Below are 15,925 nucleotides of genomic sequence, written 5' to 3'. Positions count from 1 at the left end.
ACGGGGCCGGGGCCGCGGTGCGGTGCGGAGACGGGCCCGCGGTGCGGTGGCGTCCGGCGGGTGCGGGGCGTGGCGGGTGCCCCGGGGAGAGGGCGCGCTGTTGCCGCCGGGCGGCTGTGCCCGTGTCCCGGGACGGCTGTCCCAGGACGGCGGGCCGTCCCTTCCGTGCGAGCCGTGGCGCATGTCCCGGGGACGGCGGGCCGTGCGCACCGGACGGGCCGCCCGCACCGCACCGGTCGGGTCGTGCGCCCGGAGAGGCCCGGCCGCTCCCGGAGGACCGTGCCGTGCCGCGGGCGGCTCCCGACAGGGGGAAGATCCGCCGCGTACGCTGGTGACCAGCACCGTCGGCCGATGTCGCCCCTCGGATCGTGTTCGTCATCCGTCGACTGAGGAGGCACATGCCCCGCGCCCCGCGTGCCGTTCCCGCCTGGCTCGCCCACCCGTTCCGCTGGCAGCGCCTGCCCGTGCCGTGGCCCGCCGTCGTCCGCGGCGCGCTCTGCGCGGGGCCGCTGCTCGCCGCCGGGATCGCCACCGGCCACCCCGCGCCCGGCGTCCTGACCGGGCTCGGCTCGATGATGGCCGGGGTCAACGACCGGCCCGGCACCCGGCGCACCGGCATGGTCCACATCGGACTGCCCGCCCTCGCCTGCGGCCTCGGCACCCTGATCGGCGCCTCGTTGCAGTCCGCGCACGCCGGATGGTGGACGGTGCCCGCGCTGTGCGCCGTCGCCTTCGTCTCCGGCGCCGCGAGCGTGGCCGGACCGGTCCGCTCCACCGCCGGGATGCAGATGCTGGCCACCGCCGTCCTCGGCGCGGGCATGCCGCTGCCCGGCTCGCCCTGGGCGAAGAGCCTGTACGTTCTCGCCGGGTGCGCCTGGTTGCTGCTGTTGCGGCTGGTCCTGCGCTCGCCACGGCCGCCCGGCGGCGCCCTCGGGGGCGAGCGGGCCGCCGTCGCCGCCGTCTTCGACGCGCTGGCCGACGCGCTCACCGCGGTCGGCGGCGAGGACGCGGAACCGGCCCGGCGCCGCCTGACCTCGGCCCTGGACCGGGCCGACGAGGCGCTGCGGCTGCGCCTCCTCACCGACCGGCTGCTGCGCCGCGCGCCCCGTGCCGAGGAACTGCTGCTGGGCGAGCGGTTCGCGGCGGCGACCGCGCTCTGCGAGGCGAGCGTGGCGCTGCTGTGGGAGGGCAGGCCGCTGCCCGCCGCGGTCGCGGCGAGCCCCCGCCGGTTCGCCGCCGCGCTGCGCACCGGAGAGGCGCCCGGCCGCCTCTCCGCCCCCGCGAACAGCTCGGCCGCCCGCGGCGCCTTCGACCGGGCCCTGCTGGCCGCGGCGGTGGTCTTCGACCGGTCCGAGCCCTCGGCGGCGTACGGGCCGGGGGAGCCGCACCGGCTGCCCGGACCGGCGGCCGTACCCGCCGCCCCGGACGCGCCGCCCGCCCCGGCCACCGCGCCGACGGCACCCGGGCCGCGCCGCCTGGCGCCGTGGCGGGCGCTGTCCGGCCGGATCCGCGGCTTCCTGGACCGGCGCACCCGCCGTGGCCGCGATCTGCTGGGGAGCGCCGCCCGCGACTACGGGCTGCGCGTCGCCGTCTGCATCGGCGCGAGCACGGCGGTCGCGCTGCTGCTCCACCCCGAGCACTGGTACTGGCTCCCGGCGACCGCGACCTTCCTGGTCAAGCCGGATCTGGGCCCGCTGTTCTCGCGGACCGTCAACCGCTTCGCCGGGACCGTCGCGGGCGTGCTGGTCTTCGCGCTGGGCGGCGCGCTGCTGTCCGGTTCCTGGTGGCCGGCGCTCGCCGCGGGCATCGGGGGCGCGGTGCTGCCGTTCGCCACCCGCCACTTCGCGCTGCAGACCTCGGCGATCACCTTCATGGTGCTGGCGTTCGTCTGGGTGGGCGGTGACCCTCAGGCGGCCGGGGAGCGGATCGCGGACACCGCCATCGCCTGCGGCATCGTCCTCGTCGTCGGCCATCTGCCGCGCCTGGCCGACCCGCGCCGCCGCCTCGCGCAGCGGGCGGTCACCGCGCTGCGCGCCACCGAGGTGTACCTGCGGCACGTGCTGGCGGCCGGCCCCGGCACCGGGACCACCGCCGAACGGCTGGCGCTGCGCCGCCACGCCTACCACGCGCTGGGTCAGGCCCGGACGGCGGCCGAGACCGCCGCCGCCGAACTCCTCGCCGCCCGCGGCCGTACCCCCGACTGGCCCGCGATCCTGGGCGCCGCCGAACGCGTCGTCGACGCCGTGACGGCCGCCGCCGTCCGCATCGACCACGGCGCGCGCCGCCCGAGCCCCGAGGAGGCCGCCCGGCTGGGCGAGGCGCTGTCGGCGATGGCCGACGCCCTGGCCGACCCCGGCCGCCGCCTCCCGCACCGCCACGACCGCCCCCTCGCCCCCGTCCCGGACTGCGCCACCCTCACCGACGTGGCCGCCGAGCTGGAACGGATGCGCGGCCACACGGGCGCGGCCTGAGCCACCCCCGGAACGGCCGGGACCTGGGACGATGCCCCGGGGCGCGGGGCTGGAACACGGAGGCCCGCGGTGCCGGACCAGGGCTGACGCCGTCCTGCCGGAACCGGGCGTTCAGGGCCTCGCCCTCGTACGGGCCCCGGTGCCGACCGGCCTGCGGGGAAGCCGCCCGCACGACCGGTACGGGGACCTGGACCGGCACCCCACGGCACAGCCCCCGGCCCGTACCGGAACCCCCGCCACCACGACACGGAAGCGGGGCCCCGCGGGAACCCCCGCGAAGCCCCGCTTCCGGCACGCCGGGGCCACGGCCCGGCCCCCGGTTCAGCGTCGCTTGCCGCCGCCCTCGCCGCCGCCGAGCAGACCGGCGCGGCGCAGCGCGTCGGCCATCGCGTCGTTCGCGGGCGCCGGGCCCTGGCCGCCGCCGCGGCGGTCGCCACCGCGTCCGCCGCCGCCCGACCGGGGCGCGTCGCCGCGTCCGCCGGAGCGCCGTCCGGCCGGCCGCTGACCACTCGGCCGCTCCCCGCCGCCACGCCGCTCACCCGCGGTCTTCCCGTCGCGTCCGGCCTCGTCGTCCAGGCGCAGCGTCAGCGAGATCCGCTTGCGGGGGATGTCCACGTCGAGGACCTTGACCCGCACGATGTCGCCGGGCTTGACCACCTCACGCGGGTCCTTGACGAACGTCTTCGACATCGCCGACACATGCACCAGACCGTCCTGGTGGACACCGACGTCCACGAACGCCCCGAACGCGGCGACGTTGGTCACCACGCCCTCCAGGACCATCCCCGGCGTCAGGTCGCCGATCTTCTCCACGCCGTCCTTGAACGTCGCGGTCCGGAACTCCGGACGCGGGTCGCGGCCCGGCTTCTGAAGCTCCTGGAGGATGTCGCCGACGGTCGGCAGACCGAACGTCTCGTCGACGAAGTCGGCCGGGCGCAGCGACCGCAGCACCGTGGTGTTGCCGATCAGCGTGCCCACCGCGCCGCCCGCCGCGGAGGCCATCCGGCGCACCACCGGGTACGCCTCCGGGTGCACGCTGGAGGCGTCCAGCGGGTCGTCGCCGCCGCGGATCCGCAGGAAGCCGGCGCACTGCTCGTACGCCTTCGGGCCGAGCCGCGACACGTCCTTGAGGGCCTTGCGGGAGCGGAACGGGCCGTTGCTGTCGCGGTGCGCGACGATGTTCTCGGCCAGGCCCGAGCTGATGCCGGAGACCCGCGAGAGCAGCGGCGCGGACGCGGTGTTGACGTCCACGCCGACGCCGTTCACACAGTCCTCGACGACCGCGTCCAGCGAGCGCGACAGCTTCACCTCGGACAGGTCGTGCTGGTACTGGCCGACGCCGATCGACTTCGGGTCGATCTTGACGAGTTCGGCCAGCGGGTCCTGCAGCCGCCGGGCGATCGAGACCGCGCCGCGCAGCGACACGTCCATCCCGGGCAGCTCCTGCGAGGCGAACGCCGAGGCGGAGTACACCGACGCGCCCGCCTCGGAGACCATCACCTTCGTCAGCTTCAGCTCCGGCTGCGCGGCGATCAACTCGGCGGCCAGTTTGTCCGTCTCGCGGGAGGCGGTGCCGTTGCCGATCGCGATCAGCTCGACGCCGTGCTCCTTCGCCAGCCGCGCCAGCGTCGCCAGCGACGCGTCCCACTTCTGCTGCGGCACGTGCGGGTAGATCGTCTCCGTCGCGGCGACCTTGCCGGTCGCGTCCACCACGGCCACCTTCACCCCCGTACGGAAACCGGGGTCCAACCCCATCGTCGCGCGCGTCCCGGCGGGCGCCGCCAGCAGCAGATCCCGCAGGTTGGACGCGAAGACCCGGACCGCCTCGTCCTCCGCCGCCTGCCGCAGCCGCAGGCGCAGATCGATGCCGAGGTGGACCAGGACGCGGGTGCGCCAGGCCCAGCGGACGGTGTCCAGCAGCCAGCCGTCGGCCGGCCGCCCGCGGTCCGCGATGCCGAACTTCGCGGCGATGGCCTGCTCGTACGACGTACGGCCCTCGACGGGCTCCGCGTCCGGCTCCAGCGTGAGATCGAGGATCTCCTCCTTCTCACCGCGGAGCATCGCCAGCACCCGGTGCGAGGGCAGTTCGGTGAACGGCTCCGCGAAGTCGAAGTAGTCGGCGAACTTCGCGCCCGCCTCCTCCTTGCCCTCCCGGACCTTCGCGCCGAGCCGGCCGCGCGACCACATCCGCTCCCGCAGCTCGCCGATGAGGTCCGCGTCCTCGCCGAACCGCTCGGTGAGGATGGCCCGCGCGCCCTCCAGCGCCGCACCCGGATCGGCGACGCCCTTGTCCGCGTCCACGAACGCCGCCGCTGCCGCCTGCGGCGCGACCGACGGGTCGGCGAGCAGCCCGTCGGCGAGCGGTTCGAGCCCCGCCTCCCGCGCGATCTGCGCCTTCGTCCGCCGCTTCGGCTTGTACGGAAGGTAGATGTCCTCCAGCCGCGCCTTGGACTCCGCGCCCCGGATCCGCGCCTCCAGCGCCTCGTCCAGCTTCCCCTGGGACCGTACGGACTCCAGGATCGCGGTGCGCCGCTCCTCCAGCTCCCGCAGGTAGCGCAGCCGCTCCTCCAGCGCGCGGAGCTGCGCGTCGTCGAGCATCTCGGTGGCTTCCTTGCGGTAGCGCGCGATGAACGGGACGGTCGAGCCGCCGTCCAGCAGGGCGACCGCGGCGCTCACCTGCCGCTCCTTGACGCCGAGCTCCCCGGCGATCCTCGCTTCGATGGACACCATGACCTCGGTGGATGCCGTCACGTTGAACCAGACCCGCCTTCCAGCGCTCGCTTGAGCCTGCATTGTGCAGGTTCACCGGTCGCGGTGTCGCACCGCCCGGCCGGGAGCACCGGGGTGTGAGAAGCCGCACGCCCGTCCGCCGTCCCCGTACGGGAGCGGCGGACGGGCGCGCGGCCCGGGGAGAGCGGTCTACCGGCCGAACAGCTCGGCCGGGAACGCGCCCGCCGCCATCGCCGCCTGCGTGAACGCCCCGCCGAGCTCGGTGAGCCGGGCCACGCCCTCGGCGCCGAGGTGCTCGTACGGCGCCCGGTCCAGCCGGTCGGTGGTGTCCTCCAGGGACTCGCGCAGCGCCACCCCCGCCTCGGTCAACTCGCCGTCGGCGTCCAGCAGTCCGCGCCCGCGCAGCCGCTCCTGCGCGGCGGCCCACTCCGCCTCGCTCCAGCCGCGGGTGCGCATGACGCCCAGGTAGCTCATGCCCCGGCCGCTGGCGTTGTGCGTGACCAGCGCCTCCAGGCCGTCCAGCTCCGCGTCGAGCAGCGCCATCAGATGGGCGTCGCCGCGGTGCTCGCGCAGCAGCGTCGCGGCGTGCCAGTACGCCAGGTGCGGCGCTTCGGGGACGGGCAGGTCGGCGTGGGCGGCGAACAGCGGCCGGGCATACCGGGTGCCCGCCTCGGCGGCGCGCAGCGCCAGCCGGGCGGCCTCGGCCATCTCCGGCGACGCCAGCGCCTCCTCGCCGAGCAGCCGCCGCAGCGTGGTGTCGGCCGCCCGCAGCCGCGCCTCCAGCACGGCCTCGGGCGTCACCTTCTCCCAGACGGCGGGGACGTGCCGGGCGACCAGCGTGTGGCTGAAGTTGTAGAACGTCGCGGTGACCGTGCCGGGCCCGACCGCCCCCATGGCGGCGGCGCGGACGGCGAAGTATCCGGCGCCGCGGTCCTCGACCCCGAGCTTCGCCAGCTCGACGCCGAGGTCGGGGGAGAAGTAGTGCGCCGAGTGGAACGGGTTGACGACGTGGTGGCAGTGCCGTCCGGCGCGCGGCGCCAGGGAGGTCGCAGAGGTCATACCCGGAAGGTTACCGACCCGTTGGTATGGCCGGAAGGGCGGTGGGGGCGGGCGGGACGCCCGGCCCCCGGACCCGGCCCCCGGACCCGGCCCCCGGGCCCCTGCCCGCCGCCCCTCAGAGCGCCGGCCCGAACCGTGGCGTCCGCCGCTCCAGGAACGCCGCGGCGCCCTCCGCGGTGTCGCCGTTCGCCTGTGCGCGGGCCGCCCAGTGCGCGGCGCGGCGCTCGGCCTCCTCCGGCGGGACGTGCCCCGCCCCGTCGACCAGCTCCTTCGCCGCCGTCTGCGTCACCGACGACCGGCTCGCCAGGACGGCGGTGAACTCCGCGACCCGCGCGTCCAGCCCGCCCGCCGCGCTCACCTCGTCGACCAGACCGGTCCGCAGCGCCCGCGCACAGTCGATCAACTCCCCGGAGAACAGCAGATACTTGGCGGCCGTCGGACCCACCAGCCGCACCAGCCGCCGGGTGGCCGACGCCGGATAGACCACGCCCAGCTTGGCGGGCGTCACCCCGAACACCGCGCCCTCCTCGGCGAACCGCAGATCGCAGGCGGCCGCCAACTGCGCCCCGCCGCCCACACAGTGCCCCCGTATCGCCGCCAGCGTCGGCCGGGGGAACGCGGCCACCGCCTCCTCCGCCGCGACCGACAGCTCCTGCGCCTCGCCCGCGCCCGCGCGCAGCGACGCGATGTCCGCACCGGCGCAGAACGTTCCGCCCTCGCCGGTCAGTACCAGCGACCGCACCGACCCGTCCGCGGCCAGCCGCGCCAGCAGCGGCGGCAGCTCCCGCCACATCCGCGGCGTCATCGCGTTGAGCTTGGCGGGATTGCGGAGGACGACGGTCGCTGTGCCGTCGCTGACATAGGTGTTCAGGCCCGGTTCCATGCCCGGATATTAGAGCGGTCGCCCGGCGGCCGGGCCGCTACGATCGGCGGTCTGATGTCAGCCACCCTCATCGCCAAGGACCTCACCGCCGGCCACGGTGAACGCGTCCTCTTCTCCGGCCTGGACCTCGTCGTCGCCCCCGGCGACGTCATCGGCCTCGTGGGCGCCAACGGCGCGGGCAAGTCGACCCTGCTGCGCCTCCTCGCCGGCCTCGACACCCCGGAGCAGGGCTCCCTCGCCCTCAGCCCGCCCACCGCCACCGTCGGCCACCTCCCGCAGGAGCCCGACCGCCGCCCCGGCGAGTCGGTCCGCGCCTTCCTCGCCCGCCGCACCGGCGTCGCCCGCGCCCAGACCGACCTGGACACCGCCACCCAGGCGCTGGTCGACGAACGCCCCGGCGCCGACGACGCGTACGCCACCGCCCTGGAGCGCTGGCTCGCCCTCGGCGCCGCCGACCTCGACGAACGCGCCGAGGAGACCTGCGCGCAGCTCGGCCTGACCACCGGCCTCGACCACCCGATGACCGCCCTCTCCGGCGGCCAGGCCGCCCGCGCCTCCCTCGCCTCCCTCCTCCTCTCCCGCTACGACGTCTTCCTCCTCGACGAGCCGACCAACGACCTCGACCTCGACGGACTGCGCCGCCTGGAGGACTTCGTCTCCGGACTCCGCGCCGGCACGGTCCTGGTCAGCCACGACCGCGAGTTCCTGACCCGCACCGTCACCTCCGTCGTCGAACTGGATCCGGCCCAGCAGCAGGTCACCACCTACGGCGGCGGCTACACCTCCTACCTGGAGGAACGCGAGCGGGCCCGCCGCCACGCCCGCGAGGAGTACGAGGAGTACGCCGACACCAAGGCGTCCCTGGAGGCCCGTGCGCACACCCAGCGCAACTGGATGGCCAAGGGCGTCCGCAACGCCCGCCGCAAGGCCACCGACAACGACAAGATCGCCCGCAAGGGCCGGGTGGAGGCCACCGAGAAGCAGGCGGCCAAGGCGAAGCAGACCCAGCGCCTGATCGACCGGCTCGACGTCGTCGAGGAGCCGCGCAAGGAGTGGGAGCTGCGGATGGAGATCGCCGCCGCGCCCCGCGCCGGAGCCGTGGTCGCCACCCTGCGCGCCGCCGAGGCGGAGCGCGGCACCTTCCGCTTCGGCCCGGTGGACCTCCAGATCGACTGGGGCGACCGCGTCGCCATCACCGGCCCCAACGGCTCCGGCAAGTCGACGCTGCTCGCCGCCCTCCTCGGCCGCCTCCCGCTGACCGCGGGCGCCGCGGCGCTGGGCCCCGGCGTCGTCGTCGGCGAGGTCGACCAGGCCCGCGGCCTCTTCACCGGCGACGCCCCGCTGATGGACGCCTTCCGCGCCGCCGTCCCCGAGATGGCCCCGGCGGACGTACGGACCCTGCTGGCGAAGTTCGGGCTGAAGGCGGCGCATGTGCTGCGGCCGGCGGACACCCTGTCGCCGGGGGAGCGCACCCGCGCCGCCCTCGCCCTCCTCCAGGGCCGCGGCGTCAACCTCCTCGTCCTGGACGAGCCGACCAACCACCTCGACCTGCCCGCCATCGAACAGCTCGAGTCCGCGCTCGCGTCGTACGGCGGCACGCTGCTGCTGGTCACCCACGACCGGCGGATGCTGGACGCGGTGCACACCACCCGCCGGATCGAGGTCGACGCCGGGACGGTCACCGACCGGACGGTGTGACGGGCGGTCTCCGGTCACCGATTTGGCCCTGCGCCGGCCGGCCCGTACTGTGGGGCGAACCGACGCGGGGTGGAGCAGCTCGGTAGCTCGCTGGGCTCATAACCCAGAGGTCGCAGGTTCAAATCCTGTCCCCGCTACTTGACGAGGAAGGCCCGGTGCCCATGGCACCGGGCCTTCCTCGTTCCCGGGCGCCGTGCCCGTTCCCGCTCACCCTGCCCCGCCCGCCGAAACGCGGTATACCAGGACGAATCGGGTTTTCGAGGAGGCGGCGATGACCGGCAGATCCACGCGGGACCGTACGCCGGAGCAGCGGCGCTCCGCCGAGCTGGGCCGCGGCTTCGGCAGGCTGATGGCGCTCGGCGTCGTCCTCGTCGCCGCGGGCGCGGTGGGCCTGGTATACGCCGGTCTCGCCACCCTGACCTCGATGCTCCTCTTCGGCTGGCTGCTGCTGATCGGCGGTGCGGTGGGGCTGCTGCACGCCTTCCAGTCGCGCGGGACGAACTTCGTCTGGCTGGCGGTCATCGTGGCGGCGCTGAACCTCGCCGCCGGCGTCGTGGTGATCGTCCGGCCGGATGTGGCCGCGGCGGCGCTGACCATGTTCGCCGCGCTGCTCTTCCTGACCGGTGGTGTGTTCCGGCTGGTCGGCGGCGTGGTGGTACGCGGCGCGCAGTTCGGGTGGACGCTGGTGCAGGGCGCCTTCGATCTGCTGCTGGGCATCCTGGTGCTCGGCGACTGGCCGCACAGCAGCCGCTACGTCCTGGGCGTCTTCATCTCCCTCGCGCTGCTCTTCGACGGGCTCGGGCTCTTCGCGATGGGGTTCGGCGGACGCCGGATCGTCGGGCTGGTCGAGGAGGGACGGCACGACGGGGCGGACCGGCGGGAAGCAGGCGTGGCGAATGGCTCGGAACGTTCGTCCACCGCGCCCTGGAGTTCACTGACGAAGAAAGAAAAGCGCCAGGACCGGTCATCCGAATGAGTCCATCGCTCTGAATCGGTCAGGAGTCGTCGATTGGTGCTGACTTGTGTTCAGTTGGCCGGGCCGGACCGGCGCCTTCCCAACACTCGACCTGTGAGGATGCCTCCCGGACCACCCGCCGGCCCCCAAGAGGAACTGACCGCGCCGCCCGCCTGCGAAGGCACCTGGCGCTTCACCGCACCGCTCGACGTCGCCTCGGTACCGCTGGCCCGGCACGCCGTCCGGGATCTGCTCGCCGAGCGGCGGGTCCCCCTCGACCCCGCCGTCCACGACGGCCTGCTGCTGATCGTCTCCGAACTCGTCACCAACGCCGTCCAGCACGCCGCCCTCTTCTCACCCGAGATCGCGGTACGCGTCGACCTCGGCCACGGGCGGCTGCGCCTCGCCGTCGCGGACAACCACCCCTACTGTCCGAAAGCGCTCGAAGCCGACGAGGGCGATCTCGGCGGCCGGGGGCTGTGGCTGGTCAAGACGGTCACCGCCGAGGCCGGGGGCGTCTGCGACGTCGCCCCGACACCCGGCGGTGGCAAGATCATCTGGGCGGAGTTCCCGCTGGCGGCCCGGCCGGCCGCCGCGCCCCCTACCAGCCCGCCGCCGGGCCCGTCAGCTCCCGCACCGCCGGACGCACCGCGTCCAGCACGGTCATGAACCACGCGGAGAACGGCCCCTCGGCGTGCCGCTTCGCCAGCTCGTCCGGCGTCACGAACGCGATCTCCCCGATCTCCGTCGGATCCGGCCGGGGCGTCTCGCGCACCAGCCCGACGAAGAGGTGGTTGTACTCCTGCTCCACCAGACCGGACGCCGGGTCCGGGTGGTTGTAGCGCACCGTGCCCGCCTCGGCCAGCAGCGACGGTGCCAGCCCCAGCTCCTCCGCCGTCCGGCGCGCGGCCGCCGCGAACGGCTTCTCGCCCGGGTACGGGTGACCGCAGCAGGTGTTGGACCACACGCCGGGGGAGTGGTACTTGCCCAGCGCCCGGCGCTGGAGCAGCAGCCGCCCCTGCTCGTCGAAGAGGAAGACCGAGAACGCGCGGTGCAACTGCCCGGGGGCCTGATGGGCGGCGAGCTTCTCCGCCGTGCCGATCGTCGTGCCGTCCTCGTCGACCAGCTCCAGCATGATCGGCCCGGCGTCGCCGCCCGGTGCGTTCACCGCCGCGAGTTCGGCGGTCTGTCCGTTGGCAGGTGTGATCGGCATGCCCATCCTTGTCGTCGGTCTTCGACGCCAAGTCTGCCCCACCGCCGTCCCCGTCACGGTCTCAGCGGCACGCGGTGGCGCGTACCGGGCCCCGCCCTCCCCGAACGCCCCGCGCCGCGCGCCCGGCGGCGCCCCGTTCGCGTCCGCCGCCGCCCGGCCCGTGAGAAGGTCCACACCCCCGCGCGGACCCGGCACCTTCGCGACCAGGGCATCCGTGCGGCCCCGGCGGGGTGCCGGACGCGTCACGGAACAACCCGCACCACCTGTGACCAGCCCCCGCATAACCGGCGCCGGAACGTGCCGTCGCCCCGGCCGCCAGTTGTTCCGGCGCCACCCGATCCACCATGATGATCGCGGCAGGCGCAGCCGTCGGTCACCCGATCGTGCGGTGAATCCGCGGTGAACGGCCGCAACCCGCATCCGATAGCCTCTGCCGACGTGCCACCGGCCCCCTGGGGCGAGGTGTGCCGCGCCCACTGCCCGGGTAGTTCGTGCCGAATGCGGACCGGCCGGCGCGGCCTTGTCAGCATTCAAGGAGTGAGTTCGTCTGTCGACCGCCATCCTCACCGGTCCGCCGGTCGCCGGGTCGCCGCTCGAAGGCGATCTGCGCGCGCTGGGCTTCGACATCCGTACGGCGCAGGACCCCGCGTCCGCGGCCGAGCTGATCGCCGCGGCCCCCGCCCATGAGCGGATCGCCGTCGTGGACCCCCGCTTCGTCGGCCACCGGCACACCCTGCGCCTCGCGCTCACCGACCCCCGCTTCCCGGCCGCCGCCGTCGACGGCGCGCTCACCGTGCAGCCCGCGGCCCGCGCCGCGCTGGACCGCGCCGCCACCCGTATCCCCGTCGGCGCCGGCAGCGCCCACCTCACCGACGTCCTCACCGGCACCCTCACCGAGGCCCTGGAACGCGCCGACGTCGGCCTGACGCGCATCGAGCCCGGCAGCCTGGTCGCCGCCGTCCCGCTCACCCCGGCCGCCCGCGAGGAGGCCCGGGAGGCCGTCGCCGCGGTCGACGAGGAGGCGGTGCGGCTGCGCAGCGCGGTCAAGTCCCGCGACGGGTTCTTCACCACGCACTGCATCAGCCCGTACTCCCGCTACCTCGCCCGCTGGTGCGCCCGGCGCGGTCTGACCCCGAACCAGGTCACCACCGCCTCGCTGCTCACCGCGCTGATCGCGGCGGGCTGCGCGGCCACCGGCACCCGCGGCGGCTTCATCGCCGCCGGTGTGCTGCTGCTCCTCTCCTTCGTCCTCGACTGCACCGACGGGCAGCTCGCCCGCTACTCCCTGCAGTACTCCACGATGGGCGCCTGGCTCGACGCCACCTTCGACCGGGCCAAGGAGTACGCCTACTACGCCGGTCTCGCCCTCGGCGCGGCCCGCGGCGGCGACGACGTCTGGGCGCTGGCGCTCGGCGCGATGATCCTCCAGACCTGCCGGCACGTGGTCGACTTCTCGTTCAACGAGGCCAACCACGACGCGACGGCCAACACCAGCCCCACCGCCGCCCTCTCCGACCGGCTCGACAGCGTCGGCTGGACCGTCTGGGCGCGCCGCATGATCGTCCTGCCGATCGGTGAACGCTGGGCGCTGATCGCCGTCCTCACCGCCTGCACCACGCCCCGCATCGTCTTCTGCGTACTGCTCATCGGCTGCGCGCTGGCCGCCTGCTACACCACCGCCGGCCGGGTGCTGCGCTCGCTGACCCGCCGGGCCCGGCGCACCGACCGCGCAGCCCGCGCGCTGGCCGACCTCGCCGACACCGGCGCGCTCGCCGAACTGATCGCCCGCCCGATGCGCGGGCGCGGCCGCACCGGCTCGTTCCTCGCCCCGGTCATGGCCTTCCTCGCCGCCGCCGTCCTGCTGGTCGCGGTGGTCTTCGAGGACGACCCGGCCTCCTGGCGCACCGTCGGTCTCGCCTGCTGCGCCGCGCTGCTGACCGGCGCCGCCGTGGCCCGCCCGCTCAAGGGCGCCCTGGACTGGCTGGTGCCGCCGTTCCTGCGCGCCGCCGAGTACCTCACGATCCTCGTGCTCGCCGCCCGCAGCGGCGCGCACGGCGCGCTGCCGGCGGCGTTCGGCCTGGTCGCGGCGGTCGCCTACCATCACTACGACGCGGTCTACCGCATCCGCGGCGGCAGCGGTGCGCCGCCGCGGTGGCTGGTGCGGGCGGCCGGCGGCAGCGAGGGACGCGTCCTCGTCGTCACCGTCCTGGCCGCCGCGCTGTCCCCCTCGGATTTCCCCCTCGCGCTCGCGGTACTCGCCGGCGCGCTGGGCCTGCTGGTGCTCGTCGAGAGCATCCGCTTCTGGGTGCGTGCCGCGAAGACCGGCGCACCCGCCGTTCACGATGAAGGAGAACCCGCATGATCGGCCTCGTGCTGGCCGCCGGCGCCGGACGGCGTCTGCGCCCCTACACCGACACCCTGCCCAAGGCTCTGGTGCCGGTCGACGGGGACACGACCATCCTGGACCTGACGCTCGGCAACTTCGCCGAGATCGGCCTGACCGAGGTCGCGATCATCGTCGGCTACAAGAAGGAAGCCGTCTACGAGCGCAAGGCCGCCCTGGAGGCCAAGTACGGCCTCAAGCTGACGCTCATCGACAACGACAAGGCCGAGGAGTGGAACAACGCCTACTCCCTGTGGTGCGGCCGTGACGCCATCAAGCACGACGTGATCCTCGCCAACGGCGACACCGTGCACCCGGTCTCCGTCGAGAAGACGCTGCTCGCCGCCCGCGGCAACGGCCAGAAGATCATCCTCGCGCTGGACACCGTCAAGCAGCTCGCCGACGAGGAGATGAAGGTCGTCGCCGACCCGGCCAAGGGCGTCCAGAAGATCACCAAGCTGATGGACCCGGCCGAGGCGACCGGCGAGTACATCGGCGTCACCCTCATCGAGGGCTCCGCCGCCGACGAGCTGGCCGACGCCCTCAAGACCACCTTCGAGCGCGACCCCGACCTCTACTACGAGGACGGCTACCAGGAGCTGGTGGGCCGCGGCTTCCAGGTCGACGTGGCCCCCATCGGCGACGTCAAGTGGGTCGAGATCGACAACCACGACGACCTCGCGAAGGGCCGTGAGATCGCATGCCAGTACTGACCCGCCTCATTCCGTCCCCGGTCGTCGTCGACATCAGCGCCGGCGCCCTGGACGACCTGGCGGGCCTGCTGGCCGATCAGCGCATCTCCGCATCCGGGAAGCTCGCGATCGCCATCTCCGGCGGTTCGGGCGCCCGGCTGCGGGAGCGGCTGGCCCCCGCGCTGCCCGGCGCGGACTGGTACGAGGTCGGCGGCGGCACGCTCGACGACGCGATCAAGCTCGGCGACGCCATGAAGAAGGGGCACTACGACGCCGTCGTGGGCCTCGGCGGCGGCAAGATCATCGACTGCGCCAAGTACGCCGCGGCGCGGATCGGCCTGCCGCTCGTCGCCGTCGCGACCAACCTGTCGCACGACGGCCTGTGCTCGCCGGTCGCCACCCTCGACAACGACGCGGGCCGCGGCTCCTACGGGGTGCCCAACCCGATCGCCGTCGTCATCGACCTCGACATCATCCGCGAGGCGCCCGTCCGCTTCGTCCGCTCCGGTATCGGTGACGCCATCTCCAACATCTCCGCGGTCGCGGACTGGGAGCTGGCTCACCAGGAGAACGGCGAGGCGATAGACGGGCTGGCCGCCGCGATGGCGCGCCAGGCCGGTGAGGCGGTGCTGCGCCACCCCGGCGGCGTCGGCGACGACAACTTCCTCCAGGTGCTGGCCGAGGGCCTCGTCCTCACCGGCATCTCGATGTCCGTCGCGGGCGACAGCCGGCCGGCCTCCGGCGCCTGCCACGAGATCAACCACGGCTTCGACATCCTCTTCCCCAAGCGGGCGGCGAGCCACGGCGAGCAGTGCGGCCTCGGCGCCGCGTTCGCCACGCACCTGCGCGGGGACGCGGAGACGTCCTCGCTGATGGTCGAGGCGCTCCAGCGGCACGGTCTGCCGGTCACGCCGGGCGAGATCGGCTTCACGGACGAGGAGTTCGTCCAGGTCGTCGAGTTCGCCCCGAAGACCCGGCCGGGCCGGTACACCATCCTGGAACACCTGGACCTGTCCACCGACGAGATCAGGGACGCATACGCCGACTATGCCAAAACCATCCGTAGCTGAGCTCCGGCCGGTCGTTCACCCTCCGGGTGTGAAGGACCGGCGGAGCGGCGAGCACTGGGCCGGCCGGCTCTACATGCGCGAGATCTCCCTCCGCATCGACCGGCACCTGGTGAACACGAAGGTCACGCCCAACCAGTTGACCTACGTGATGACCGTCGCCGGCGCCCTCGCCGCCCCGGCCCTGCTGGTGCCGGGGATCTGGGGCGCCGTGCTCGGCGTGGTGATGGTCCAGCTGTATCTGCTGTTCGACTGTGTCGACGGTGAGATCGCCCGCTGGAAGAAGCAGTACTCGATGTCCGGTGTCTACCTGGACCGCGTCGCCGCCTATCTGTGCGACGCCGCGGTCCTGGTCGGCTTCGGTCTGCGCGCCGCCGACCTGTGGGGCACCGGCCGCATCGACTGGCTGTGGGCCTTCCTCGGCACCCTCGCCGCGCTCGGCGCGATCCTGATCAAGGCGGAGACCGACCTCGTCGGCGTCGCCCGGCACCAGCAGGGACTGCCGCCGGTCAAGGAGTCGGCGGCCGAGCCGCGCTCCTCCGGTATGGCGCTGGCCCGCAAGGCGGCCGCGGCGCTCAAGTTCCACCGGCTGGTCCTCGGCGTCGAGGCGTCCTTGCTGATCCTTCTCCTCGCGATCGTGGACGCCGCCCGGGGCGACCTGTTCTTCTCGCGGCTGGGCGTCGCGGTGCTCGCCGGTATCGCGCTCCTCCAGACGCTGCTCCACCTCGTGTCCATCCTCGCTTCCAGCAGGCTCAAGTGACGAAGACTCCTCAG

Annotated in this window: 12 protein-coding genes and 1 tRNA gene; 9 read left to right on the top strand and 4 right to left on the bottom strand. The window is 74.4% G+C overall.

The annotated features are described in order from the left end of the window. Positions 1 to 398: 398 nt before the first annotated feature. The gene (locus ACGH2B_RS02705) at positions 399 to 2,471 is read left to right on the top strand and encodes an FUSC family protein (RefSeq protein ID WP_399083439.1); all 2,073 of its coding nucleotides are present in this window, start codon (positions 399 to 401) and stop codon (positions 2,469 to 2,471) included. Positions 2,472 to 2,792: 321 nt separating this feature from the next. Here the strand turns inward: ACGH2B_RS02705 and ACGH2B_RS02700 are convergent, their stop codons facing one another. The 3 genes from ACGH2B_RS02700 to ACGH2B_RS02690 all read right to left on the bottom strand — a co-directional run bounded on the left by ACGH2B_RS02700 (position 2,793) and on the right by ACGH2B_RS02690 (position 7,143). After that, positions 2,793 to 5,201 carry a Tex family protein gene (locus tag ACGH2B_RS02700; protein WP_399096642.1) on the bottom strand — a complete coding sequence of 803 codons (2,409 nt, stop codon included), beginning with the start codon at positions 5,199 to 5,201 and terminating at the stop codon, positions 2,793 to 2,795. A 189-nt stretch (positions 5,202 to 5,390) separates the two neighbouring features. Continuing rightward, positions 5,391 to 6,260, bottom strand: a complete 870-nt coding sequence (locus tag ACGH2B_RS02695; protein WP_399083436.1) for a hypothetical protein — start codon at positions 6,258 to 6,260, stop codon at positions 5,391 to 5,393. 115 nt (positions 6,261 to 6,375) lie between these two features. Next, the gene (locus ACGH2B_RS02690) at positions 6,376 to 7,143 is read right to left on the bottom strand and encodes an enoyl-CoA hydratase/isomerase family protein (protein ID WP_399083433.1); all 768 of its coding nucleotides are present in this window, start codon (positions 7,141 to 7,143) and stop codon (positions 6,376 to 6,378) included. A 54-nt stretch (positions 7,144 to 7,197) separates the two neighbouring features. On the opposite strand from ACGH2B_RS02690, the gene ACGH2B_RS02685 reads away from it, so the two are divergent. From ACGH2B_RS02685 to ACGH2B_RS02670, 4 genes are all read left to right on the top strand, one after another. Then, entirely contained in the window at positions 7,198 to 8,841 is a 1,644-nt protein-coding gene (locus tag ACGH2B_RS02685; RefSeq protein WP_399083430.1) for an ABC-F family ATP-binding cassette domain-containing protein, read from the top strand. 63 nt (positions 8,842 to 8,904) lie between these two features. Then, positions 8,905 to 8,978: transfer RNA gene (locus ACGH2B_RS02680), tRNA-Met, on the top strand. Positions 8,979 to 9,112: 134 nt separating this feature from the next. Further along, positions 9,113 to 9,817: an HdeD family acid-resistance protein gene (locus ACGH2B_RS02675; protein ID WP_399083427.1), complete on the top strand. Its 705-nt coding sequence runs from the start codon at positions 9,113 to 9,115 to the stop codon at positions 9,815 to 9,817. Positions 9,818 to 9,916: 99 nt separating this feature from the next. Beyond that, positions 9,917 to 10,465 (top strand): ATP-binding protein, encoded by a 549-nt coding sequence (locus tag ACGH2B_RS02670; protein ID WP_399096639.1) that lies wholly within the window; start codon positions 9,917 to 9,919, stop codon positions 10,463 to 10,465. Here the strand turns inward: ACGH2B_RS02670 and idi are convergent. Further along, positions 10,398 to 11,009 carry an isopentenyl-diphosphate Delta-isomerase gene (idi, locus tag ACGH2B_RS02665; RefSeq protein ID WP_399083424.1) on the bottom strand — a complete coding sequence of 204 codons (612 nt, stop codon included), beginning with the start codon at positions 11,007 to 11,009 and terminating at the stop codon, positions 10,398 to 10,400. The two genes, ACGH2B_RS02670 and idi, sit on opposite strands and share 68 nt — an antisense overlap. A gap of 547 nt (positions 11,010 to 11,556) precedes the next feature. Between idi and ACGH2B_RS02660 the strand changes: the two genes are divergently transcribed. Genes ACGH2B_RS02660 through ACGH2B_RS02645 form a run of 4 tightly spaced genes read left to right on the top strand, consistent with a single transcriptional unit; the run spans position 11,557 to position 15,911 of the window. Further along, entirely contained in the window at positions 11,557 to 13,371 is a 1,815-nt protein-coding gene (locus ACGH2B_RS02660) for a DUF5941 domain-containing protein (RefSeq protein WP_399096636.1), read from the top strand. After that, positions 13,368 to 14,105 (top strand): sugar phosphate nucleotidyltransferase, encoded by a 738-nt coding sequence (locus ACGH2B_RS02655; protein ID WP_399083421.1) that lies wholly within the window; start codon positions 13,368 to 13,370, stop codon positions 14,103 to 14,105. Before ACGH2B_RS02660 ends, ACGH2B_RS02655 begins: the two co-directional genes overlap by 4 nt. After that, positions 14,093 to 15,154 carry an iron-containing alcohol dehydrogenase family protein gene (locus ACGH2B_RS02650; protein ID WP_399083418.1) on the top strand — a complete coding sequence of 354 codons (1,062 nt, stop codon included), beginning with the start codon at positions 14,093 to 14,095 and terminating at the stop codon, positions 15,152 to 15,154. The genes ACGH2B_RS02655 and ACGH2B_RS02650 overlap by 13 nt, the downstream gene beginning before the upstream one ends. Continuing rightward, entirely contained in the window at positions 15,132 to 15,911 is a 780-nt protein-coding gene (locus ACGH2B_RS02645; protein WP_399083415.1) for a CDP-alcohol phosphatidyltransferase family protein, read from the top strand. Before ACGH2B_RS02650 ends, ACGH2B_RS02645 begins: the two co-directional genes overlap by 23 nt. The last annotated feature ends 14 nt before the right edge of the window (positions 15,912 to 15,925 follow it).

It is taken from the genome of Streptomyces sp. BBFR2 (assembly GCF_044497305.1).
GTDB lineage: Bacteria > Actinomycetota > Actinomycetes > Streptomycetales > Streptomycetaceae > Streptomyces.
Note: the sequence above shows the minus strand (reverse complement) of the source record. Positions and strands in the feature narration are given on the sequence as shown.